Source organism: Flavobacterium sp. IMCC34852, assembly GCF_030643905.1.
Lineage (GTDB): Bacteria > Bacteroidota > Bacteroidia > Flavobacteriales > Flavobacteriaceae > Flavobacterium > Flavobacterium rivulicola.
Genome location: NZ_CP121446.1, coordinates 2,710,001 through 2,732,979, shown reverse-complemented (window position 1 = coordinate 2,732,979; position 22,979 = coordinate 2,710,001). Strand labels below are relative to the sequence as shown.

The 22,979-nt window shown below is 38.0% G+C and carries 19 protein-coding genes, 2 tRNA genes and 2 rRNA genes (1 of these 23 cut by a window edge); 10 read left to right on the top strand and 13 right to left on the bottom strand.

From position 1 onward, the window contains the following. Positions 1 to 33: 33 nt before the first annotated feature. From P7V56_RS11815 to mnmE, 7 genes are all read right to left on the bottom strand, one after another. The gene (locus tag P7V56_RS11815; protein ID WP_171222874.1) at positions 34 to 2,310 is read right to left on the bottom strand and encodes a DUF3987 domain-containing protein; all 2,277 of its coding nucleotides are present in this window, start codon (positions 2,308 to 2,310) and stop codon (positions 34 to 36) included. After that, positions 2,307 to 2,585 carry a helix-turn-helix domain-containing protein gene (locus P7V56_RS11810; protein ID WP_094168444.1) on the bottom strand — a complete coding sequence of 93 codons (279 nt, stop codon included), beginning with the start codon at positions 2,583 to 2,585 and terminating at the stop codon, positions 2,307 to 2,309. The genes P7V56_RS11815 and P7V56_RS11810 overlap by 4 nt, the downstream gene beginning before the upstream one ends. A 3-nt stretch (positions 2,586 to 2,588) precedes the next feature. Beyond that, on the bottom strand, positions 2,589 to 2,891 hold the full coding sequence (locus P7V56_RS11805; RefSeq protein WP_171222873.1) for a helix-turn-helix domain-containing protein: 303 nt from the start codon (positions 2,889 to 2,891) through the stop codon (positions 2,589 to 2,591). A gap of 121 nt (positions 2,892 to 3,012) precedes the next feature. After that, positions 3,013 to 4,083, bottom strand: coding sequence for a DUF6617 family protein (locus P7V56_RS11800; RefSeq protein WP_171222872.1), 1,071 nt, complete (start codon positions 4,081 to 4,083; stop codon positions 3,013 to 3,015). A 1-nt stretch (position 4,084) separates the two neighbouring features. Continuing rightward, complete coding sequence (locus P7V56_RS11795; RefSeq protein WP_171222871.1) at positions 4,085 to 5,191, bottom strand: site-specific integrase; 1,107 nt, start codon at positions 5,189 to 5,191, stop codon at positions 4,085 to 4,087. Positions 5,192 to 5,198: 7 nt separating this feature from the next. Further along, positions 5,199 to 5,570 (bottom strand): helix-turn-helix domain-containing protein, encoded by a 372-nt coding sequence (locus P7V56_RS11790; RefSeq protein WP_171222870.1) that lies wholly within the window; start codon positions 5,568 to 5,570, stop codon positions 5,199 to 5,201. A 218-nt stretch (positions 5,571 to 5,788) separates the two neighbouring features. Continuing rightward, positions 5,789 to 7,198 (bottom strand): tRNA uridine-5-carboxymethylaminomethyl(34) synthesis GTPase MnmE, encoded by a 1,410-nt coding sequence (gene mnmE, locus P7V56_RS11785; RefSeq protein WP_171222985.1) that lies wholly within the window; start codon positions 7,196 to 7,198, stop codon positions 5,789 to 5,791. A gap of 139 nt (positions 7,199 to 7,337) precedes the next feature. Here mnmE and P7V56_RS11780 point away from each other — a divergent pair, with 139 nt between their 5' ends. Continuing rightward, positions 7,338 to 8,171, top strand: coding sequence for a universal stress protein (locus P7V56_RS11780; RefSeq protein ID WP_171222869.1), 834 nt, complete (start codon positions 7,338 to 7,340; stop codon positions 8,169 to 8,171). Positions 8,172 to 8,225: 54 nt separating this feature from the next. Here the strand turns inward: P7V56_RS11780 and dnaN are convergent, their stop codons facing one another. From dnaN to P7V56_RS11755, 5 genes are all read right to left on the bottom strand, one after another. Continuing rightward, positions 8,226 to 9,344: a DNA polymerase III subunit beta gene (gene dnaN, locus P7V56_RS11775; protein WP_171222868.1), complete on the bottom strand. Its 1,119-nt coding sequence runs from the start codon at positions 9,342 to 9,344 to the stop codon at positions 8,226 to 8,228. Between the two features lie 62 nt (positions 9,345 to 9,406). Then, positions 9,407 to 11,089, bottom strand: coding sequence for a gliding motility-associated ABC transporter substrate-binding protein GldG (gene gldG, locus P7V56_RS11770; RefSeq protein ID WP_171222867.1), 1,683 nt, complete (start codon positions 11,087 to 11,089; stop codon positions 9,407 to 9,409). Then, positions 11,089 to 11,814 (bottom strand): gliding motility-associated ABC transporter permease subunit GldF, encoded by a 726-nt coding sequence (gene gldF / locus P7V56_RS11765; protein WP_171222866.1) that lies wholly within the window; start codon positions 11,812 to 11,814, stop codon positions 11,089 to 11,091. The genes gldG and gldF overlap by 1 nt, the downstream gene beginning before the upstream one ends. 119 nt (positions 11,815 to 11,933) lie before the next feature. After that, a complete protein-coding gene (locus P7V56_RS11760; protein ID WP_171222865.1) occupies positions 11,934 to 12,230 on the bottom strand; it encodes a putative quinol monooxygenase in 297 nt (98 codons plus the stop codon). A 9-nt stretch (positions 12,231 to 12,239) separates the two neighbouring features. Continuing rightward, a complete protein-coding gene (locus tag P7V56_RS11755; protein ID WP_171222864.1) occupies positions 12,240 to 13,064 on the bottom strand; it encodes an SAM hydrolase/SAM-dependent halogenase family protein in 825 nt (274 codons plus the stop codon). Between the two features lie 123 nt (positions 13,065 to 13,187). Here P7V56_RS11755 and P7V56_RS11750 point away from each other — a divergent pair, with 123 nt between their 5' ends. The 4 genes from P7V56_RS11750 to P7V56_RS11735 all read left to right on the top strand — a co-directional run bounded on the left by P7V56_RS11750 (position 13,188) and on the right by P7V56_RS11735 (position 16,632). Further along, the gene (locus tag P7V56_RS11750) at positions 13,188 to 14,141 is read left to right on the top strand and encodes a PhoH family protein (RefSeq protein WP_171222863.1); all 954 of its coding nucleotides are present in this window, start codon (positions 13,188 to 13,190) and stop codon (positions 14,139 to 14,141) included. Between the two features lie 342 nt (positions 14,142 to 14,483). Further along, positions 14,484 to 15,431 carry a phosphoribosylaminoimidazolesuccinocarboxamide synthase gene (locus P7V56_RS11745; RefSeq protein ID WP_171222862.1) on the top strand — a complete coding sequence of 316 codons (948 nt, stop codon included), beginning with the start codon at positions 14,484 to 14,486 and terminating at the stop codon, positions 15,429 to 15,431. 148 nt (positions 15,432 to 15,579) lie between these two features. Next, positions 15,580 to 15,954: an ankyrin repeat domain-containing protein gene (locus P7V56_RS11740; protein ID WP_171222861.1), complete on the top strand. Its 375-nt coding sequence runs from the start codon at positions 15,580 to 15,582 to the stop codon at positions 15,952 to 15,954. Between the two features lie 195 nt (positions 15,955 to 16,149). Next, complete coding sequence (locus P7V56_RS11735; RefSeq protein WP_171222860.1) at positions 16,150 to 16,632, top strand: hypothetical protein; 483 nt, start codon at positions 16,150 to 16,152, stop codon at positions 16,630 to 16,632. Positions 16,633 to 16,706: 74 nt separating this feature from the next. Here P7V56_RS11735 and P7V56_RS11730 read toward each other — a convergent pair whose 3' ends face one another. Next, positions 16,707 to 17,795 (bottom strand): M42 family metallopeptidase, encoded by a 1,089-nt coding sequence (locus P7V56_RS11730; protein WP_171222859.1) that lies wholly within the window; start codon positions 17,793 to 17,795, stop codon positions 16,707 to 16,709. Between the two features lie 81 nt (positions 17,796 to 17,876). On the opposite strand from P7V56_RS11730, the gene P7V56_RS11725 reads away from it, so the two are divergent. The 5 genes from P7V56_RS11725 to P7V56_RS11705 form a co-directional block, all read left to right on the top strand. Further along, positions 17,877 to 18,548 (top strand): DUF4294 domain-containing protein, encoded by a 672-nt coding sequence (locus tag P7V56_RS11725; RefSeq protein ID WP_171222858.1) that lies wholly within the window; start codon positions 17,877 to 17,879, stop codon positions 18,546 to 18,548. A gap of 511 nt (positions 18,549 to 19,059) precedes the next feature. After that, positions 19,060 to 20,575: ribosomal RNA gene (locus P7V56_RS11720) — 16S ribosomal RNA — on the top strand. A gap of 87 nt (positions 20,576 to 20,662) precedes the next feature. Then, a tRNA-Ile gene (locus tag P7V56_RS11715) sits at positions 20,663 to 20,736 on the top strand. Between the two features lie 84 nt (positions 20,737 to 20,820). Continuing rightward, positions 20,821 to 20,894: transfer RNA gene (locus tag P7V56_RS11710), tRNA-Ala, on the top strand. A 183-nt stretch (positions 20,895 to 21,077) separates the two neighbouring features. Continuing rightward, positions 21,078 to 22,979: ribosomal RNA gene (locus P7V56_RS11705) — 23S ribosomal RNA — on the top strand; it runs 972 nt beyond the window's last position. Together the 16S and 23S rRNA genes with 2 tRNA genes alongside form the textbook arrangement of a ribosomal RNA operon.

Here is a 22,979-nt window from a genome sequence, read left to right as displayed (position 1 = left end):
AATTTAATTTCTTTTTTTTGTTTTTGTTTAACTTTAGATGATTTTTGTATATGCCCCATATTCAGGTTGTTGTAAATAATTGCCTAAACAAGATTTTAGAAATGAACCGACTGTTCTTTCTGCTATATTAAAGGTACTACCTAATTCCACCGCTTCTTTTCGTGTGAAGTTATTTGGTAAGGCATCAAAGAATAGTTTTTTGTTTTGCCCTTTTTTGAAAGGTCCATTTTCTTCGTCTTCCTGTTTTGGTAGGTTTTCGAACATTAGAATGTTGTGTTTTAAATAGACTTCAATCAGTTGTGATGCTGTTTCAAAATCTTCGTCTAAACATTGAATATCAGTGGCTTGTTCTTGTGCTTGGAATTTACGAATACTTGTAAAAATCATACACATTCGATACAAAACCAATCCTAAACGTTTTACAATACTTTGAGCATCTTCGGAAACAAAGGCACTAATTTGACTTAAATACTCGCTGAATGTTGGGTTGAATTTGTCCCATTGTTCTTTGGTTAAATGGATTGTTGTTTTGCCACTATCGAGAAACAAAACCATTTCGTACACTGCAATAGATAGCTTTGCAAAATGGTCGGTTAAATTTACTCTGTTGCCATACGGAGAAGGGTCAATCCATTTGCTGTTGGTTTTGAAAACATAAAAAACAAAACGACTAAATAAACCATCTTCGGCAGATGCAATAATGTTATACACTTGTTGAGGTGTTCCCGAAAGTGCAACAGCTAAACGTGGATTGTTGATTTCGAAATACTCATTATTGGTTTTTCTTGAAATGGATATTTTTTCACTATGGAATGCTTTTCGTAACAAATCGGAATAAGAACCCCAATCGTTTTTGAATACTTGTCCTAGCGTATCGGCTTCGGTTTCGCAAATAATACCTGTACCTTCATTTTGTTGTAAGTGTTGGATAATTTTTGCATTACTGGTATTGGCAGGAATGAATACTACTTTGAATGGCGGTTCTTCTGGAATTTCTTCTTGTGTATTGTCGTCTTTCTTTTGAAAACGTTGCGCTTTTTTGTAAGCTGCCATTTTTAGGTCGTATTCTTTTTTTTGCTCTCTTGAATTTTTTAGGACTTCTTCGTGGTATTTATCGGCTAACTCTTTAGAAGATTGTAACGCACCTTTACCTGATGCAGCAGGAGCAAGAATGAAAGAAAATAAATGAGGATATACGGTTCTGCCACCATACTCACCAGTAACATTTGGTAAGCAACCTGATAGAATTGCTAAAGCACCTGTTAGAAACGTATCTCTTTCTCTTGGTTCGGAGAATGCTTCTGCGCCTTGTTTAAGAATAGGAGGCAAGTTGTCGTAAACTGATTGCGGAATGGTTGGTGTGTTTAATAAGTAATTTTCATCGTCAATAGCTTCATTTTTTGCTTTGGCTTTCGCAACAGGATGTTGTTGAGGTTTGCGGTTGGCAAAGTCGGCAAACTTGGCAAAATCTGCCGACTGATTTTTATAGGCACTTTGAACCGATGCTTTGATTTCTTTTTCGTCCAAATCGAAATTAGTAGTACAATAGTCTAGCGTATCGGCTTCGTAAATCCCGAAACGATTGGCATTGGATGCAAATAGATGAATGAAGTTATTTCGATTGCCGTTAGTGTATTGTTCTTTTTGCTCTGTGAATTTTAGGCATTTGTCCAATAAAGTGTCCGTTGCTTCAAAAGAAGTTGTTTCCACTTTTTGCGGTTTTGGAAGTGGTAGTGCTTCTTCTTGAACTTCAAATATTGTTGCATCTTCCTTTATATAAATCTCTGGATCATAAGAAACAAAACACAATCTGGTAATGTCTTTGCATTTTGCATCAAAATCATAACCTGATAGGTTTTTATAAAAAGTTGCCACTTGATTGTATGCGGTAGTGTGTTGTGTTGCATTGGAGTTGATTTTAATGAATACTTTAATACCTTCGCCACTTGGACTAATAAACGATGCGAACGTGTATTTGCAGTCGTTTATTAGCTTTACCAATGTGTAGAGTTCTGTAACTGGAATGTGGTCGAAGTCTAATCCGATTATTTGAGAATAGGTGTTGAGGTTGGCTTTGGTTCTACTTGTTCCAAATGTGCCGGACATTGTAAAACCATTTAAGCTGCTTTTAATTTCATCGGCTGTTTTCTCGTCTCCTTTGTGTAATGCGTATCGAATAGAATTTACTTCACTTTGGTATTTATCGGATTTGATTTCTTGAAAAACATCAATAAGGTTTCTTTCTCCTAAGTTGTATTTAAATTCTTTATAAACGCTTACCATCATCTGTTTGTTTACTACTTCACTCATTTTTTCTTCGGTTTATAGTTTTCGTTAAGTAGGTTTTGAATGTCTTTTAGGCGGTAATAGATTTTGTTACCTAACTGACAATAGCCGATAAATCCGCTGTCTCTCCAACTTTGCGCTAATCGTTTGCTTATGTTCATAATTTTCATAAACTCTTGATTGTCGCAGAATAAGTCGTCTGGGTTCATTTGCTGTTTTTCTTTAAGAATAACAGTAATCTCTTTTAAATGTTCTTGGATTTCTTGGAACATTTTTTCTGAAGGTTCGTAGAATGGCATCGCTTACTTTCTTTTGTGAGTTAGTAAATAGTTGGCTGCCATTGTCTCGATTTCATCGGTTGATGTTTGACGATTGCGTTGCAGCCATTCGTCTAATTCGGCGCGATTGAAATAGAGTTTTTTACCTTGAGGACAGAAATGTGGAATTGATTTCTGACTGGTCAATTTGTAGAGGTGTGATGCGCTTATGTCTAAATAGTTGCAGGCATCGTTGAAGTTTAGAACTTCTTTCATTAGGAGATTTTGTTCTCCAATTCTTTGCTCTAGTTTTTCGAGCTTTTCTAAAATTAAAATTTCGTTACTCATTGCGTTACGTTTTTAATGGTTTAACAATCATTTCTGACGGCTAAATTATTTTGTAACACACTGGTAATTAATTAGATAATTATATCTAACTCATATATCTAACACAACTAACTGTTTTTATTTACAGATGATTAAATATGTTGTCTATTTCTGCTTTTTTATAAGGTTCTCTTTGGTTGGCATTGTATAAACTTCCTTTTTTGATTGCATTTCCTTTTTTGGAATAAAACAAGTTTGAACTGTCAATTGATGTTGGATTAAAATTTGAAAATGAAAGTTCAAGTTTTTTAACGATATAGGAAAACTCTAAAGTTTCACATCCTATAAATATTTGTGCAGCACCAATCTTCAAATCTCTACTTGTTAAAACACTAACTAAATCGTCTACTGTAGTTTTGTCTTCGTTTAGTAACTCAATATCACGATTTAATAAAAATATTACCGATTTTAAGTTGTCAGTTTTGCCATTAAAACCAAAAGAAAAACGATTACTTTTTTCAAATTTATAATTGTCAATACCTAAAAGAATATTGTGAACCGTTTGAAATTCAGGAGTTGTTTTTTCAATATTGATTTCTGGAATTGGTTGTTTTAGTAATTCTCCAAATAGTTCATTTTTGGTTGATGGTATGTCTGCCAAATATTGCGGATATAATTTTTCTGTTTCTATTAAAAAACGGATTACGTTAGTAATAAGTTGAGGTATTACATAAGCGGTTAATTCTGTTTTTGGAAAGTTTTCTTGGTCTGTTCCAATACAAAACAAAATATCTTTACACGACTTTACAACGTTTTGTATGATCTCTTTTTTTTGAATTTCGTCAATGTCTTTGTTCATAGACTTAAAAACTCTATCAGTCAATCGTGCTGCTTCGTTGAATATAAGAAAATGATAAAACTTTTGTGTTGTTGTTATCGGTTCTGCCAAAGTTACTTCTACTAATGGATGTAGTATTTCGTGACTTATATCTGTGTTTGGTTGCGCCATATAGATTTCTAACCCATCTTCTTTGAATAAGTTGGGTTTGTCCTTGTGAAGCTCTTTTAATGCTTTGTAGTACTCGTTTATAGTTGGTGTAGGCTTGATAAAGTTTGTTGATAGATTTTGTCTGTAAAATTTATCATTTATAGCGTTGCTTGCCCAGGGTTTTAATTCACCGTAAACAATGCTTTTAAAAATAGTTAGTTCCATATCAAAAATCGAGTTTAATTCTGTTAGCTGCTTCCATTTTCTTTTCGTCAATTATTTTGGCATATACTTGAGTAGTTCTGATGTCTTTATGACCTAATAATTTTGATACCGTAAATATATCAGTTCCTAACGTGAGTTGCAAAGTTGCATAAGTGTGACGCGCACAATGAAACGTAATTGTTTTACTTATCCCGGCTTTCATAACCCATTGTTGTAATTTTAGATTGTGCCACGCACTGTATTTTAATCCTTTGAAAACTCTTTCTTCTGGTTCTCCGACTTCTTTTAATAAATCACGAGCTTGGTCTGACATTGGTAATGTTTCCGCTCCTTTGGTTTTCTTTTGTCTGAAACGAATGTACCAACCGTAATCATTTGAGTGCTGCACTTCTGACCAAACTAGCTTGTTTATATCTGACCATCGCAAACCTGTTAGGCAACTGAATATAAAGGCTGTTTTTAGGATTGGAATTTCACATTCGTGTTTGAGTATGCTTTGTAATTCTTCTAATGTTAGAAACTCTCTTTCGCTGTCGCCTTGTGGTAAACAGTCTACTTGCTCGGCAGGATTGGAACGGATAATTCCATCTTTAACGGCTTGTTTTAAAGCTGCTCTGAATTTGTTGAAATAAGAGTGTGCCGAATTATCAGAAAGGTTTTTATTGCTTGGTGTCTTTGCTGTTTTGGTTAAGTAGTCTTTGAAACCCTCCACAAATTTCCTATCCAATTGCCCGAAGGAAATATCTTTAGGACAAAACTTTCTTAAATGCTTGATAGTACTATCCCAGTTGTCATAATTGCCTTTGCTTTCCATTCTCATTTCGGCAAGTGTTTCCATATAGATAATGAAGAAGCCTTTTAACTTCTCCTGGTCATTGAATCCATACATTCCGTTTTGGATTTCTAAATGTCTTTTAGAACGAACACTTTCCGCTAACGAAAGGATTTTTTTGTTTTCGTCTTTTTGCGCTTGTGTGAGCTTTCCTTTTTCGGGTTCTGGGATGAGGTATAAACCTAAATATTCATATTCTCGTTTACCATTTTTATAGTAATCAAGATACAAGCTTATTTTGTTTGCTTTCTTTCTTTGTCTTAATGTAACTTTCATAATACCATCAATTAAAAAGTTTATCTATCTGTGTGCGTTGAATTATTTTCTTTCTGCCAAACTTGTGAATTTGTAGTTCTCCACGTTTTATCATTCTATTGATTGTCCATCGACTTACTCCAATTAGTTCTGCTGCATCTTGAACGGATAAAAAGTTTTTAGATGTGAGAGAGTTGGAGTTTGCAGTTTGCAAGGTTGGCAAACTTTGCATTGTTTGCTGTTGCTTGATTAATGAGATTTGAATTTTGTCTTCCTTTACTTTTTGCTTGTAGTGTCTGGAATTACAAGTATGGCCACAATATCTGGTTAAAGTGGTTTTAGCTATAAAAGCCTTACCACAATAAGAACAGGTTTTCGGAATTGCCATATTGCTACTCATAATATGTTGCGTTGTGTTGCATAATGTAGCGAAGTGTAGCAATATGTAGCATCATTTCGCCAAGTTTGTTGCCTTTGAATTTGGGCAACAAAATCTATCATTGGGCAACAATAGAACAACAAATATAACGAATAAAAGGTTATTGGGCAACAAATAAAAGAAGAATATTTGTTATAAAGTCAACAAAAATAGGTAGTTAACAAATAAAAGAATGATTATTACTTTCCGATACAGAAATTGGCAAAAATATTACCCAAAAGTTCATCATTGGTTACTTCGCCTGTGATTTCGCCAAAGTAATATAACGCTTGTTTAATGTCGATTGCCATTAAGTCGGAGGATAAATTGGTATCCATCCCAAAACGTACTTTCTGAATTTCTTCCAAAGCTTTTAACAGCGAATCATAATGACGGGTGTTGGTCACTATGGTTTCATTATTGCGTAAAGCGCCAGTGTTTACAAATGACAGGAGTTGCTTTTTTAATTCGTCTATACCTTCTTTGTTTTTGGCGGAAATATAAATGGTTGTCGGTTGTCCGTTGTCTGTTGTCAGTTGGTTGTTTATGGTTGAAAGCATTTCTGGAGCAATCAAATCTTTTTTATTGATGATGATTACAATTGGTTTTAAGGGAAACTGATTTCGAATTTTTTCGATTTCAATTTTTACGTTTGTCAAACTCTCAACTGATAACCGAGAACCGTCAACTAATAGCAAAACCACCTGCGCTTGCTCAATTTTCTCAAAAGTTTTTTTGATACCGATGCTTTCTACCAGATCTTTAGTCTCGCGAATTCCTGCGGTATCTATAAATCTGAATCCGATTCCTTCAATAACCAATTCATCTTCGATAGTGTCACGAGTTGTTCCGGCTATGTCGGAAACAATGGCGCGTTCTTCGTTTAATAAAGCGTTGAGTAAAGTCGATTTTCCCACATTGGGTTCACCTACAATCGCTACAGGAATCCCGTTTTTGATGACGTTACCCACGGCAAAGGAATCGATTAGTCTTTTTAAAACAAATTCAATTCGGTTGAGTAATTCTTTAAATTGGGTTCGGTCGGCAAATTCTACATCTTCTTCAGCAAAGTCCAATTCGAGTTCAATTAGCGAAGCAAAATTCAACAACTCTTCACGCAGTTTCGCAATTTCATTACTAAAACCACCGCGCATTTGCTGCATAGCAATTTGATGACTGGCTTCATTGTCTGACGAAATCAAATCGGCGACGGCTTCGGCTTGCGATAAATCGAGTTTGCCGTTTAAAAAAGCGCGTAAGGTGAATTCTCCTGCTTGAGCCATTTTGCAACCTTTTCGCAACAATAATTGGATAATTTGTTGTTGGATATAAGTTGATCCATGACAGGATATTTCAATCACATCTTCTCCGGTATAAGAATGCGGATTTTTAAAAATGGAAAGCAAAACCTGGTCGTACACTTTTCCTTCATCCACAATATGCCCAAGATGTATGGTATGTGTTTTTTGTTGGCTGATGGCTTTCCCGGAAATCGATTGGAATACTTGCTCCGCAATGGCAATAGCGTTTTTGCCTGAAATTCGAATCACAGCAATCGCACCGGCGCCCGAAGGTGACGCTAAAGCTACTATAGTTTCCTGAGAAATCATCGTTTTAATTTTTTGGGCAAAGTTAAGAAAACTTCTCAAGTATATTTTAAAAGCCTGAGACAGTATTTTTAGGACTGATAATTGTCATTTTTATGGTGAGATTATGGTTATATCTTTGGTTAAATAAAAATCTTTAGGTATGAAAAAAATATTAGTTCCCGTTGATTTTTCCGAAACTTCGGATAACGCTTTTGTGTATGCTTTGGAAATGGCCAAACGATTGAAAGCGGAGTTGGTTTTGTTGCATACTTTTGAAATTCCGGTTGTCGACAGTCAGGCGATGCCGATTAATTATGCTACGATATACGATACTATTGAATTGGCCAATTTGGAGCACTTTAAAGAAAGATTGCCCAAGTTACACGCTATAGCCGAATCGCGAAATCTCAATCACATCCAAATGAGTCACATCATGATGGATGGTGATTTGTTGGTCGCCATCAAGAAAGTCATTGCTCAGGAAAACATCGATTTGGTAGTTATGGGTACCAATGGTGCCGAAGGTTGGTGGTATAGTTTTATCGGTACCAATACAGGTTCGGTAATTGCCAATGTATCAGTTCCGGTTTTGAGTGTTCCGGCTGGTGTCCAATTTCAAAAAATTGACACCATAGCCTTTACCACCCGATTCCGTAAAAAAGACATAGAAGCTTTAATCAAAGTACTCTTCTATGCCAAACGATTCCATGCCAAAGTCAAATGTTTGTATGTTAAAACCCCTGATTCTGATGTTACGGATGATACCATTCGCCGTTGGCAATCTCATTTTGAAGATGAAGAGAATCTTCAATTTTTCATTATTCCAAATGCAGATGTAAAAGAAACGATTGAAGATTTTTTAGTTAGCCAAGAAGTCGATATGTTGGCCATGCTGACTTACAAGCGCAATTTCTTTATAGAGTTATTTACTACTACGACTACTCAAAAATTATCTTATCATTTACAAACGCCGATTTTGGCTTTTCACGAATAAAAAAAACGCCTCAGTTTAAATTGAGACGCTTTAAGGTATAAAGGTTAGTTTATATTAGTTATTCAACATTACCGGCATAACCAACATGGTTACGGTTTCGCCTTCATCTAAACCATCAATAGGCGTTAAGATTCCGGCGCGGTTTGGCATTGACATTTCCAACATGATTTCGTCCGATTGTAAGTTGGTCAACATTTCAGATAAGAATCTGGAGTTGAACCCAATTTGCATGTCATCACCTTGGTAATCACAAGTCAAACGCTCTTCTGCTTTGTTAGAGTAATCAATATCTTCGGCAGAAATATTCAATTCGGCACCGGCAATTTTTAAACGAATTTGGTGTGTAGTTTTGTTAGAGAAAATCGCAACACGACGCACGGAGTTCAATAAAAGAACACGGTTAATCATCAATTTGTTCGGATTCTCTTTCGGAATTACCGCTTCATAATTCGGGTATTTTCCATCAATTAAGCGACAAGTCAACACGTAACTGTCGAAAGAGAAAGTCGCGTTAGAATCATTATATTCAATCGTTACATCAGATTCTGAGGTTCCTAAAATACCTTTTAAAATGTTCAAAGGTTTTTTGGGCATAATGAAATCCGCTACTTGCGACGCTTTTACGTCAGTTCTGGCGTACTTCACTAATTTATGAGCATCAGTGGCCACGAAAATCAAACCTTCCGGAGAAAATTGGAAAAACACTCCGCTCATTACCGGACGTAAATCGTCATTTCCGGCAGCGAAAATGGTTTTGCTGATAGCGGTTGCCAATACTTCTGAAGGAACTACGGTTGAAGACGGATTGTCTAAGCTCACCGATTTTGGAAATTCTTCTCCCGGAGCATAAGCAATGGCGTATTTTCCGGAGTTGGAACTGATTTCAATCGTGCTGTTTTCTTCTACCGTAAAAGTCAATGGTTGCTCAGGAAATGTTTTCAGAATGTCTAATAACAATTTCGCCGGAACCGCCACACTGCCTTTGCTGGTTGAATCGATTTCTAAAGTAGCCGACATGGTTGTCTCTAAATCAGAAGCCGAAACAGTTAAGGTTTTATTGTCTAATTCGAATAGGAAATTATCTAAAATAGGCAAGGTATTGCTACTGTTGATAACGCTACCTAAAACTTGTAGTTGTTTTAATAAGTATGAACTCGATACTATGAACTTCATTTCGTTTTATTTTTTACAAATATATCTTAAAGTAACAGATTTCAAAAAGTTTTTTATTAACATTACTTGCTGTATTTTCGCTTGCGCAAAAGGGTAAAGGCTACACCAAATAACAACAAGATTACTATTGGAACTGCTACAGTTACGACTTGCGAATTGGTGTAATTGTCATAGACTTTTTGTTTGTCCAACATCGGTAAATCAACTTCTTTGCTTCGAATGTTAATAAGTCCGTTGTCATCTAACAAATAATTGACACAATTCATCATAAACTCTTTGTTGGCATACAAGTTATTGGTCCATTTGTCATAACCCAATTCGAGCGGTACTCCGTTTTTATCAAACTGATTTTTGATGATGTCGCCGTCTGAAACCACTATCATTTTATTGGCTTTGCCCAAATTTTTAAAAGTCGCATCTTTAAAAGGCAAAACCCGGTTTTCATACATCGAATGGAATTGGCCTTCCAACAAAACCGCGACAGGATAATTGCCTTTTCCGGCAAATTCTTTTTGTTCCGGACGAAGCGACACTACTTCTAAACTCACTTGCGCCGGCGTACCTACTAACCTGGAAACTTGCGAGGATTGTAATAAAACCGTTTTCTTAATATCATTGCCTAAAATCTCAATCGGACTGGCAAAGTCAAATTTAATACCGTCCAAATTACTCACTATCGGATGATTGGCCGTTGGATAAATCAATGGTGAATAAAACCAAGGATATTGGGTGTATTGCGTGGCGCTTCCTTGCTCACCGGTGGCCAAAGCAATAGGTGTATTTTGCAAATCAAAAATCAAATCGGGACGAATTCTGATGCCATATTTGAAGAACATATCGTTCAAGCCTAAATCTCTCGGAAAAGCCAAGTTGGAACCGGTTTCATTATACAAACTATCCATTTCCATATTGACTTGGTCGACCAACCAAAGTGTTTTTCCACCGTTGATGATGAATTGGTCTAAGACTTGTTTTTCTTCATCGGAGAAAGCTTCTGTGGGTTTGGCAATAACGGCTAAATCGTATTTGTTAAGGTATTTTAAAGTCTCATTCGGACTTTTGGCTACAGAATCCAAAGTAAATGGTCCGATGTAATAATTGTCTCTTACGGTGGTGATAAAATTGGCTATGTATCGGTCTTCTAATTCACCGTTTCCGTTTAGGATAACCACTTTCTTTTGTTTGGCTTTAGCCACAGTATTGATGGCATTGGCGAAAGCATATTCTAAATGTTGTACCGAACTCACTACTTTTTCGGCTGTGGAAGCGCCCATCATATTTTTTAACAACGGCACTTTTACGACTCTGTCACCGCAAGTAGCTACAGCCCATGGGAAAACGACTTCTTGGGTTTGTTGGCCTTTATCGTTTACGGTTACATTAACCGGCGTCAAACCTCTTTCTAAGAACGATTGGATTGTGGCGTCTCTTTGTTCTTCGTCTTCCAGCGGATTGACAAATTGAAAGATGATATTCGGGTTTTCGGCTTTGAATTCTTCCAGTAACTGTTGGGTTTCCGTTTGTAATTTTTTGAATTCACCCGGAAATTCTCCTTCTAAAAAAACATCAATATAAAGCGGTTCTTGTACTTCGCTAACAATGTTTAAAGAAGTTTCAGAAAGCGTATAGCGTTTGTCAGCCGTTAGGTCAAAACGTTTGTAGGCAAAATGACCGGCAAAGTTTAAAACCACTACAAGTACAAGGGTAATGGCAATATTTTTCAAATTGTTTTTCGGTGCACTCATTACGATTTCAGGGATTTTAATTTATACACGGTAAACGATAAAAATAAAAAGGCTACACTCACAAAGTACAAGATATCCCGTGTGTCTAAAACGCCTCGAGACATGCTTTTGAAATGGTAATCCATTCCGATTTTGGCTACGATATCTTCAAAATCTGAGGCATAATTCGAAACGCCTTCAAATCCGTAATAAAACAGAAAACACAAAAAAACTGAAACCAAGAATGCTACGATTTGATTTTCGGAAAGGGTAGAAGTAAAGATGCCGATAGCGGTGTAAGAGGCCACTAAAAATAACAGCCCGAAATAGGAACCCATGGTGCTGCCCATGTCGATGTTGCCTTCGGGCGAACCTAAACTCGATATCACGTAAACATAAACCAAGGTTGGAACAAGTGCGATTACAATCAATAAAAAAGAACCTAAAAACTTTCCGTTTACGATTTGCCAAATCGATAATGGTTTGGTCAACAAAAGTTCAATAGTACCTTGTTTTTTTTCATCCGAAAAACTTCTCATGGTCACCGCCGGAATCAGGAAAATCAATATCCATGGTGCTAAAGTGAAAAACGGACTCAAATCGGCAAACCCGCTTTGTAAAATATTGTATTCTCCATCAAAAACCCAAAGGAACAGTCCGTTGAGCAACAGAAAAATGGCAATCACCAAATAACCGATGGGTGAACCAAAGAAGGATTTTATTTCTCGTAATGCGATTGATTTCATGTATGTTTTTGTTTTGTTTTAATTTGGTAATTTGAGGCCAAACTTACAACTCGTAATTCATAATTTATAATTTATTCCGTTCCACTCCATATAATTTGCACTTCGTGCTCGGGTCATAATTAAGTTAGTGAAACTAACTTATCCACACTCCAGGCTTCCGGTTTGTCGTTGAATAGTTGTTTGGTAAATGTCCAAACTTCGTCAAACAAAGCCGAACGTCTGTAATTTTCTAAATCCTCTTCGGTTTCCCAATAACTGTAGGTGAAGAAAATGCAGGGATTGTATTTGTCCTGATACAATTCAAGGAAACGATTGCCTTCTGAACCTCTTATTTTTTCTTTGATGCTATCAAAATTCTCCAAAAACTTCGGAATATTTTCTTCATGAAAGCTCATTTTTACTATTCTGACAAACATAATTTTTATCTAGTTCTTAAAATCGATAGTTACCAAATCTCGATAAGTCAATCCCAATAACGAACTTGCAGAGCCAACCGTATCAGGATTACTTCTGAAAATGGCAATTTCTAAAAAGCCGGCTTCGTTGAATATCGCTAATTTTTCGCCTTCATAATCTTTCCAGGAATATTTTTCAGAAATGACAATGTCTGAATATTTTGGAAGAATGGTCTTGATGGTTTGGTTTTTAAATTTGATTTCATAAGGTCGGCCTTTGCCCATTTCCAAAAATAACTTTTTAGAAATATTAGTCACCGCATTGCCTAAATGATCACTGTAAATGACATAGCCTTTGATTTGATTGTCTTGTGCAACGGCTTGTAATTCAGTTACCTCTTTAATGGTGCTAATTTCTTTGCCAATAACATTCAGCAAACCACCTTTGGCTAAATGGCAGGCTACTTTTACAAACACATCCAAATCGGTAGCATCGCTGGGCAATCGGTCGTGAATGTTAATAGTCACTAACTTTTGAGGAACAATTTTCTGAATCAGCATACTGAGAATGCCATTGTCGGCACAAACAAAATATTGATCGTTCCATTGCATGGCAATGTGTTGGTTTTGCGAACTTAATTCAATGTCAACCCCAATCAAATGCACTGTTCCTTTTGGGAAACTACCATAAGCAGCTCCGATAATATAAGCCGCTTCCGCTATATTAAAAGCATCGATGTGATGCGAAATATCAACAATAACCGCTTCGGGATATTCCGTCAACAACTTTCCTTTCAAAGCCCCGACAAAGTGGTCTTTTAATCCGTAATCGGTGGTTAAGGTAATTATTGACATAGATTGTTTATAACTTGATTGAAATTGGGGTCAAAAATAGTAAAACCTATTCTTTTATTTGATTAAATTTGGATACAAAGCTAACAATATATAGCTAATTATTTTAATTTAATACTGCTGCTTTTGAACGAACGTATCATTGAATTACACGACATTGCACCCAAAGAATTTTGGGGCGCTCAAGATGCTCATCTTGAAACCATTAAAAGATATTACCCTAAACTCAAAATCGTAGCCCGAGGCACTACCCTGAAAGCTTTCGGAGAGAAAGAAGAGTTAGATGAGTTCGAAAACCGTTTTAACCGTCTGATGTTGCATTTTACCCGCTACAATAATATTGATGATAATGTAATTGATCGAGTGATACAAAGCAATTCACAAGAAGAGCAACGCATGCCCGATCATGATAAAATTTTGGTACATGGTTTAGGAGGAAAACTCATCAAAGCTATGACGCCCAACCAGCAAAAGCTGGTAGATTATGTGGCTAAAAATGATATGGTATTTGCCGTTGGACCGGCCGGAACCGGGAAAACCTATACCGGTGTGGCTTTGGCTGTAAAAGCTTTAAAAGAAAAACAAGTCAAAAGAATCATCTTAACTCGCCCGGCGGTTGAAGCAGGAGAGAATCTTGGTTTTTTGCCCGGAGACATGAAAGAAAAACTAGATCCGTACATGCAACCTTTATACGATGCTTTGCGTGACATGATTCCGCCACAAACTTTGGAAGACTATATTTTAAAAGGAATCATTCAAATTGCACCTCTGGCTTTTATGCGTGGACGAACGTTAGACAATGCTTTCGTAATCTTGGATGAAGCTCAGAATACTACGCATTCTCAAATGAAAATGTTTTTAACCCGTATGGGTAAAAATGCTAAGTTCATTATCACCGGTGATCCGGGACAAGTAGATTTACCAAGAAGAACCATTTCCGGTTTGAAAGAAGCTATTTTGGTTTTGAAAGACATTGAAGGCATAGGTATCATTTATTTGGATGACAAAGACATTGTTCGCCATCGATTGGTGAAAAAGGTAATTGATGCTTATAAGAGTATTGAGAATAACGATTACTAAATGTTCAGAAGAAAATTATTATTTGGGTTGTTTCTGGTTTTAGTGGTGTTTTTTTTGATTGGAAGAGAAGTTTATCTTTTTGATACCGTTACTTCTGTGATACCGGGTTGGCATACCACAATTTACTCACCTTGGCAAGTTGGCTACGGTATTTTGTTATTTGTCATTTTTTTGTTGTCATTAATTACTTTTTTAAAAATTATGAAGAAGTTGTTTCGGAAAAGATAAAGTATTAATTTATAACCCTGTCAAGTCAAATGATAGGGTTTCTTTTTATTTTTAATTGTTGTCTGAAAAAGTAATCTCAAATTACTATTTTTGCACCCACAACAACACAACAACATGAATACAATCACTACAACCCATTTTCAATTTCCGGGACAAAAATCCGTTTACCGAGGTAAAGTACGAGAGGTTTACAATATCAACGACGAAATTTTAGTCATGATCGCCACCGACAGACTTTCGGCCTTTGATGTAGTTATGCCTAAAGGAATTCCATACAAAGGTCAGATACTAAACCAAATTGCCACCAAGTTTATGCACTTGACTTCAGATATTGTTCCGAATTGGTTAATCGCTACTCCGGATCCAAACGTAGCAGTTGGTCATCTTTGTGAACCTTTTAAAGTTGAAATGGTAATCCGAGGTTATCTCTCAGGTCATGCAGCCCGTGAATATGCAGTCGGCAAAAGAGTGCTTTGCGGAGTCACCATGCCTGAAGGTTTAAAAGAAAATGATCGATTCCCAACACCAATTATCACTCCAACAACCAAAGCGGATAACGGTTCGCACGACGAAGACATATCGCGTGAAGCGATTTTGGAAAAAGGCATTGTTTCCGAAGCGGATTATTTGGTATTAGAAAATTACACCAGAGCTTTATACCAACGCGGAACTGAAATTGCAGCCAATCGCGGATTGATTTTAGTGGACACCAAATATGAATTTGGTAAAACCAAAGACGGTGTAATTGTTTTAATTGACGAAATCCATACACCGGATTCTTCGCGTTATTTTTACGCCGACGGTTATCAGGAAAGACAAAACAATAATGAAGAACAAAAACAATTATCAAAAGAGTTTGTTCGTCGTTGGTTGATTGAAAATGGTTTCCAAGGCAAGGAAGGACAACAAATACCCAATATGACCGATGCTTATATCGAAAGTGTTTCAGAGCGATACATTGAATTATATGAGAATATTATAGGAGAACAATTTGTTAAAGCTGATATTTCTAACATTAATGAACGAATTGAAAAAAACGTTGTTGATTTTTTGAAATCGTAAATTAAGAGTAAACTTAAAATGATGAACCACGCTAAGGCGTGGTTTTTTTTGTATAATGTTAAAATTTTGTTATTCTTAACTATTTGATGCAACGAAAATTAGGGTTGTGACGTCTAATCAGCAATCAATAACTTTTAAATCATTCATCATGAAAAAAACAATCATTTTTGCAGGCTTAGCTCTTGTAGCTTTTACTAATGTTGCTTTGGCAACCAATGTTTCAACAACTTCTCATCCAACCGAAGTTATAATGTATGATGTTACGCCACTTTGTAACGCTATCGTTAAAGGAGATTTGGCTACCGTTAAAAAATTTATCGAGTATGGCTCAGATGTGAATGAATCTACGAACGGAACCACACCATTAATGTTGGCGGCTCGTTACAATAAAGTGGAAATCATTAAAGTATTATTGGATAAAGGAGCAAAATTAGACGCTAAAGATGAGAAAGGGTTCACCGCATTAAAGTATGCAGAGCTCTCAAAAGCCAATGAAGCGGCTGCTTATTTGAAACAAGTTTAGTTGTAACAAATCAAAGCGCTGTTTGTTATTAAACAGCGCTTTTTTCTCAAAATCAACAAGTTGAAATTATTTAAAAGTTAAAATTATGTTAAATTTAAGTACTATGCAATACAAGATACTAGTTTTTAGCCATATATTTGCATAGGATATTAATAACAATACCAAAAATCATCATCAAAAAATAAATCAATCATCATGAAAACAACAATCATTTTTTTAGGACTAGCTGCTTTAAGTTTTACTAACGGTAATGCAGCAAATGAATTAAACGCTCAAGATTTAGTTCAACAAGATTTAGCTACAGTAAGTGTAGACAACGCTCAAAAACAAAGTCAATTGACTTTGGTGAAAAACGAAATGTCTCAATTCACTATTGATAATACCGGTGAAGAAGTGGTCATTTTTAATCCGGCTTCGGTAATCCAATCAAATTATACCAAATCAGTTGAAGAGGTTATTGCCGAAAATATATTGATTACCGAAACTTGTGAAGAAGCGTACCAACCAATTGTATTAGAAATGTCATTGGAAGACAAAATTGCAGAGAGCAATCAGATTATTGAAAGCAATGTAACTACGGAGTACTTTCCGTTAGATTTTGAAAAAATCAATCGCTTGTTAAAAGGCAACAAAGCATGTAACAATAACATGGCGGTTACAATTGATTTGAAATTATAAGGTTATGGGTTATAGTTAGTTTTGCAGCAATGTAAATGTAAAAAGCATCCGTTAGGATGCTTTTTTATTTCTGATTATTTAAAGTAAGAGAAGGAGTCGTTGTTTTCTATCTTAAGCAAACTCTCATAAATCAACTTAATAACATTCTCTACATCTTCACGATGTACCATTTCAACAGTGGTATGCATATAACGCAAAGGAAGTGAAATCAGAGCGGAAGGAACTCCGCCATTACTGTAAGCAAATGCATCAGTATCTGTTCCAGTTACTCTGGAAGTCGCATGACGTTGAAAAGGAATTTTTTTGTCTTGTGCAGTGTTTACAATCAAATCCCTCAAAGTATTATGAACGGCTGGTGCATAAGCTATAACCGGTCCTTTCCCCATTTCCAAATCGCCCTCAATTTTCTTGTCTATCATCGGAGTACTCGTATCATGACATACATCGGTCACAATAGCAACATTAGGATTAATGGTTTTGGTTATCATTTCGGCTCCGCGAAGTCCAACTTCCTCTTGAACGGAATTAGTAATATACAATCCAAAAGGTAATTTTTTCTTGTTTTCTTTCAGAAGTCGTGCAACTTCAGCTATCATGAAACCGCCCATTCGGTTGTCAATGGCACGACAAACAAATTTATTGCCATTCAAAATCATAAATTCATCCGGATATGTAATCACACAACCAACATGAACACCCAATGCTTCAACTTCTTTTTTATTTGCGCAACCGCAGTCTATAAAGATGTTGTGTAAAGTAGCCGATTCTTCCTTACCTCGGTTTCTGGTGTGAATGGCAGGCCATCCAAATACACCCTTGACAATTCCTTTGTTGGTATGTATATTAACTCTTTTAGAAGGAGCAATTTGATGATCAGAACCACCATTTCTAATTACATAAATAAGCCCATTGTCGGTGATGTAATTGACATACCACGAAATCTCATCCGAATGACCTTCGATAACAACTTTATACGGTGCGTCAGGATTAATTACACCAACAGCAGAACCATAAGTGTCGGTAATAAAAGTGTCAACATATGGTTTCAGATAATTCATCCAAAGTTTTTGACCGTCTGATTCATAACCGGTAGGAGAAGCATTGTTCAAATAACGCTCCAAAAAGGTAAGCGACGATTTGGTAAGTATAGATTTTGTTGCCATAAATATTTTTTTGCTAAAATATAAATTTGGCATTACAGTTGTTAAGGATATTCTATATTTTTACCCTAATATTTATTATTCATGAGAAAGTTATTTTTTTTAGTTTTTGCCTTGTCGCTAACCTTTAATCTTAAAGCACAAGTTACTTCAGATTCCATTCAAAAAAGGGAAGTGGTTAACGATGAAAATGACACCATAGTAAAAGACCCTATTTTATTAGAAGAAGTAGTGGTTTACAAAAACAAATTATCACCGGCAGAAAAAAAAGAATTCCTCTTGCTTCAAAACAGAGTTTATAAAGTGTATCCTTATGCTAGAACAGCTGCCGATAGATTGACTGTTCTTAATAAGAATATGGACAAGATGAAAACCAACAAAGAGAAAAAGAAGTATTTCAAAATTGTGGAAGACTACATGGAAAATGAATTCACTGCCCAATTAAAAAAACTCTCCAGAAAACAAGGGCAAATCTTGGTCAAACTAATACATCGCCAAACCGGTTATACCACTTTCGAACTCATCAAAGATTACAAAAGTGGTTGGAAAGCATTCTGGTCTAATAATACAGCCCGACTTTTCGATATCAATCTCAAAACAAAATACCTACCCTATGAAGTCAACGAAGACTTCCTCATAGAATCTATTCTTGACCGAGCATTTAACCGAGGAAGACTTATTCCTCAAAAGCCGGCTATACCAATAGATATCGATGAACTTACAGATCATTGGGAAAAACAAGTCTTGAAAAAATAGTTTCAGGAGCGTCAGGTTCGGGACTTATCGGTGTTCCGTATTCCCGCTTTGCGCACTACATGGTAGTTGCTCCAATCGGGGCTAAATAGCGGTCTTTGGGTTTGTGTTTGTTAAAATAATCAGAAATATTGTTTCCAAAAATCATGTTTTCAGTGTTTTAAAAAAAAGATTGAAAAAGGTTTGATTTTTATTTGGATTGGGAGGTAAAAGATTTTTATATTTGCACCCCGCAAGAGAGGAAAAGCACATTGAAAAGCTGTAAAATGAGGAATTTGAAATAAATTCAAAAATAATTTCGAAAAGCCTTGTTAGTTTAAAAAAGATGCTTACTTTTGCACCCGCTAATCGAGAGATTGGTTTGATAATAAAGAAGACAACGTTCATAGACATATTGAATTGACAGCCGTTCTAACAGAGATGTTAGAACAACAAAAAGAGAGTAAGGAAATCTTAGGATTTTTGAAAAGACTAGCCTTTGTCTAAAAAAACGATGCGCGAGCATCAACAATATACGATGAAGAGTTTGATCCTGGCTCAGGATGAACGCTAGCGGCAGGCTTAACACATGCAAGTCGAGGGGTAGAGGAAGCTTGCTTCCTTGAGACCGGCGCACGGGTGCGTAACGCGTATGCAACCTACCTTTTACAGAGGGATAGCCCAGAGAAATTTGGATTAATACCTCATAGTATATGTTTTTCGCATGTTAGACATATTAAAGTTCCAACGGTAAAAGATGGGCATGCGTCCTATTAGCTAGATGGTAAGGTAACGGCTTACCATGGCAACGATAGGTAGGGGTCCTGAGAGGGAGATCCCCCACACTGGTACTGAGACACGGACCAGACTCCTACGGGAGGCAGCAGTGAGGAATATTGGACAATGGGCGCAAGCCTGATCCAGCCATGCCGCGTGCAGGAAGAAGCATCTATGGTGTGTAAACTGCTTTTGTACGGGAAGAAACACTCCCTCGTGAGGGAGCTTGACGGTACCGTAAGAATAAGGATCGGCTAACTCCGTGCCAGCAGCCGCGGTAATACGGAGGATCCAAGCGTTATCCGGAATCATTGGGTTTAAAGGGTCCGTAGGCGGTTTATTAAGTCAGTGGTGAAATCTGGTCGCTCAACGATCAAACGGCCATTGATACTGATAGACTTGAATTACTGGGAAGTAACTAGAATATGTAGTGTAGCGGTGAAATGCTTAGATATTACATGGAATACCAATTGCGAAGGCAGGTTACTACCAGTGGATTGACGCTGATGGACGAAAGCGTGGGGAGCGAACAGGATTAGATACCCTGGTAGTCCACGCCGTAAACGATGGATACTAGCTGTTGGGGGCAACTTCAGTGGCTAAGCGAAAGTGATAAGTATCCCACCTGGGGAGTACGTTCGCAAGAATGAAACTCAAAGGAATTGACGGGGGCCCGCACAAGCGGTGGAGCATGTGGTTTAATTCGATGATACGCGAGGAACCTTACCAAGGCTTAAATGTAGATTGACGTATTTGGAAACAGATATTTCTTCGGACAATTTACAAGGTGCTGCATGGTTGTCGTCAGCTCGTGCCGTGAGGTGTCAGGTTAAGTCCTATAACGAGCGCAACCCCTGTTGTTAGTTGCCAGCGAGTCATGTCGGGAACTCTAACAAGACTGCCAGTGTAAACTGTGAGGAAGGTGGGGATGACGTCAAATCATCACGGCCCTTACGCCTTGGGCTACACACGTGCTACAATGGACGGTACAGAGAGCAGCCACTACGCGAGTAGGAGCGAATCTATAAAACCGTTCTCAGTTCGGATCGGAGTCTGCAACTCGACTCCGTGAAGCTGGAATCGCTAGTAATCGGATATCAGCCATGATCCGGTGAATACGTTCCCGGGCCTTGTACACACCGCCCGTCAAGCCATGGAAGCTGGGGGTACCTGAAGTCGGTGACCGTAAGGAGCTGCCTAGGGTAAAACTAGTAACTGGGGCTAAGTCGTAACAAGGTAGCCGTACCGGAAGGTGCGGCTGGAACACCTCCTTTCTAGAGACGATATAGGGGATAGTCCTCAAAAAGTAGAATTTTTTTACTCTCGCTGTTAGTTCAAATAATATTAAGCAAAGAAAACAGAGTCTCGTAGCTCAGCTGGTTAGAGTACTACACTGATAATGTAGGGGTCGGCAGTTCGAGTCTGCCCGGGACTACTTTTTTTAGCTTGGAAATTCTAGGGTTGAGGGGTTATGGATTGACCAATTCATAATTCATAATTCACAATTCATAATTAGATTGGGGGATTAGCTCAGCTGGCTAGAGCGCCTGCCTTGCACGCAGGAGGTCATCGGTTCGACTCCGATATTCTCCACGAATCTGTTGATTCGTTTATGCGGTAATTTGTTGATTTGGGAAACCAAATAGCCGAATAACCAAATAACCCAATCCACACAGATAAAGTTCATTGACATATTGAGATAAGAAAATTTAAAAAGTAGAAAGAAACACAGTTTTAAGCTGTCAGCTAATAGCTGTTAGCTTTTAGCTAAAAGTACAATAAGCAAAATAAGGGCGTATGGGGGATGCCTAGGCTCTCAGAGGCGAAGAAGGACGTGATAAGCTGCGAAAAGCTACGGGGATTGGCACACACGAATTGATCCGTAGATATCCGAATGGGGCAACCCACTATGTTGAAGACATAGTACATCGATAGATGGGCAAACCCGCTGAACTGAAACATCTAAGTAGGCGGAGGAGAAGAAAACAAAAGTGATTCCGTAAGTAGTGGCGAGCGAACGCGGATTAGCCCAAACCAAAGTTGTTACGGCAATTTTGGGGTTGTAGGACCACGACATTTCTTGCGGATTGAACTAGAATAACCTGGAAAGGTTAACCAAAGAGGGTGATAGTCCCGTATAGGTAAGAGAAGATAAGGATAGTGGTATCCTGAGTAGGGCGGGGCACGTGAAACCCTGTCTGAATTTGGCGGGACCATCCGCTAAGGCTAAATACTCCTGAGAGACCGATAGTGAACCAGTACCGTGAGGGAAAGGTGAAAAGAACCGTGAATAACGGAGTGAAATAGATCCTGAAACCATACGCTTACAAGCGGTCGGAGCCCTTTAGTGGGGTGACGGCGTGCCTTTTGCATAATGAGCCTACGAGTTAACGTTGCTGGCAAGGATAAGTGATTAAGTCATGGATCCGTAGCGAAAGCGAGTCTGAATAGGGCGCTTTAGTCAGTAGTGTTAGACGCGAAACCGTGTGATCTACCCATGGGCAGGATGAAGCTGTGGTAACACATAGTGGAGGTCCGAACCGGTTGACGTTGAAAAGTCTTCGGATGACCTGTGGGTAGGGGTGAAAGGCCAATCAAACTCGGAAATAGCTCGTACTCCCCGAAATGCATTTAGGTGCAGCGCTGATAATAGTTATATAGAGGTAGAGCTACTGATTGGATGCGGGGGCTTCACCGCCTACCAATTCCTGACAAACTCCGAATGCTATATAATGTTTTACAGCAGTGAGGGCATGGGTGCTAAGGTCCATGTCCGAGAGGGAAAGAACCCAGACCATCAGCTAAGGTCCCCAAATGTATGCTAAGTTGAAAAAACGAGGTTTGTCTGCCCAGACAGCTAGGATGTTGGCTTGGAAGCAGCCATTCATTTAAAGAGTGCGTAACAGCTCACTAGTCGAGCGGACGAGCATGGATAATAATCGGGCATAAGTATACTACCGAAGCTATGGACTCCAATGGAGTGGTAGGGGAGCATTCTAACAGGGTTGAAGGTGTGTTGTAAAGCATGCTGGACTGGTTAGAAAAGAAAATGTAGGCATAAGTAACGATAATGCGGGCGAGAAACCCGCACACCGAAAGACTAAGGTTTCCTCAGCTATGCTAATCAGCTGAGGGTTAGTCGGGTCCTAAGGCGAACCCGAAAGGGACAGTCGATGGCCAACGGGTTAATATTCCCGTACTTCTTATAATTGTGATGGGGTGACGGAGTGATGAAAGTACCGCGAACTGACGGAATAGTTCGTTAAAGCACCTACCTATAAGAGCCGCAGGCAAATCCACGGCTTTTGGGGAAATGCGATAGTACACGGAGGCTTCGGCCAAAGTGATAGTGTACCTAAGGGCTTCCAAGAAAAACCTCTAAACTTAGATTATAAGAACCCGTACCGTAAACCGACACAGGTAGTCGAGGAGAGAATCCTAAGGTGCTCGAGAGATTCATGGCTAAGGAATTAGGCAAAATAGACCTGTAACTTCGGGAGAAAGGTCGCCCCGAGCAATCGGGGCCGCAGTGAAAAGGTCCAGGCGACTGTTTATCAAAAACACAGGGCTCTGCAAAATCGTAAGATGAGGTATAGGGCCTGACACCTGCCCGGTGCTGGAAGGTTAAGAGGAGATGTTATCTTCGGAGAAGCATTGAATTGAAGCCCCAGTAAACGG

Bases quoted from the DNA above. Each gene is read 5' to 3' on its own strand.
- P7V56_RS11815 (WP_171222874.1), bottom strand. From the start codon at position 2,310: ATGAGTGAAGTAGTAAACAAACAGATGATGGTAAGCGTTTATAAAGAA.
- P7V56_RS11810 (WP_094168444.1), bottom strand. From the start codon at position 2,585: ATGCCATTCTACGAACCTTCAGAAAAAATGTTCCAAGAAATCCAAGAA.
- P7V56_RS11805 (WP_171222873.1), bottom strand. From the start codon at position 2,891: ATGAGTAACGAAATTTTAATTTTAGAAAAGCTCGAAAAACTAGAGCAA.
- P7V56_RS11800 (WP_171222872.1), bottom strand. From the start codon at position 4,083: ATGGAACTAACTATTTTTAAAAGCATTGTTTACGGTGAATTAAAACCC.
- P7V56_RS11795 (WP_171222871.1), bottom strand. From the start codon at position 5,191: ATGAAAGTTACATTAAGACAAAGAAAGAAAGCAAACAAAATAAGCTTG.
- P7V56_RS11790 (WP_171222870.1), bottom strand. From the start codon at position 5,570: ATGAGTAGCAATATGGCAATTCCGAAAACCTGTTCTTATTGTGGTAAG.
- mnmE (WP_171222985.1), bottom strand. From the start codon at position 7,198: ATGATTTCTCAGGAAACTATAGTAGCTTTAGCGTCACCTTCGGGCGCC.
- P7V56_RS11780 (WP_171222869.1), top strand. From the start codon at position 7,338: ATGAAAAAAATATTAGTTCCCGTTGATTTTTCCGAAACTTCGGATAAC.
- dnaN (WP_171222868.1), bottom strand. From the start codon at position 9,344: ATGAAGTTCATAGTATCGAGTTCATACTTATTAAAACAACTACAAGTT.
- gldG (WP_171222867.1), bottom strand. From the start codon at position 11,089: ATGAGTGCACCGAAAAACAATTTGAAAAATATTGCCATTACCCTTGTA.
- gldF (WP_171222866.1), bottom strand. From the start codon at position 11,814: ATGAAATCAATCGCATTACGAGAAATAAAATCCTTCTTTGGTTCACCC.
- P7V56_RS11760 (WP_171222865.1), bottom strand. From the start codon at position 12,230: ATGTTTGTCAGAATAGTAAAAATGAGCTTTCATGAAGAAAATATTCCG.
- P7V56_RS11755 (WP_171222864.1), bottom strand. From the start codon at position 13,064: ATGTCAATAATTACCTTAACCACCGATTACGGATTAAAAGACCACTTT.
- P7V56_RS11745 (WP_171222862.1), top strand. From the start codon at position 14,484: ATGAATACAATCACTACAACCCATTTTCAATTTCCGGGACAAAAATCC.
- P7V56_RS11740 (WP_171222861.1), top strand. From the start codon at position 15,580: ATGAAAAAAACAATCATTTTTGCAGGCTTAGCTCTTGTAGCTTTTACT.
- P7V56_RS11735 (WP_171222860.1), top strand. From the start codon at position 16,150: ATGAAAACAACAATCATTTTTTTAGGACTAGCTGCTTTAAGTTTTACT.
- P7V56_RS11730 (WP_171222859.1), bottom strand. From the start codon at position 17,795: ATGGCAACAAAATCTATACTTACCAAATCGTCGCTTACCTTTTTGGAG.
- P7V56_RS11725 (WP_171222858.1), top strand. From the start codon at position 17,877: ATGAGAAAGTTATTTTTTTTAGTTTTTGCCTTGTCGCTAACCTTTAAT.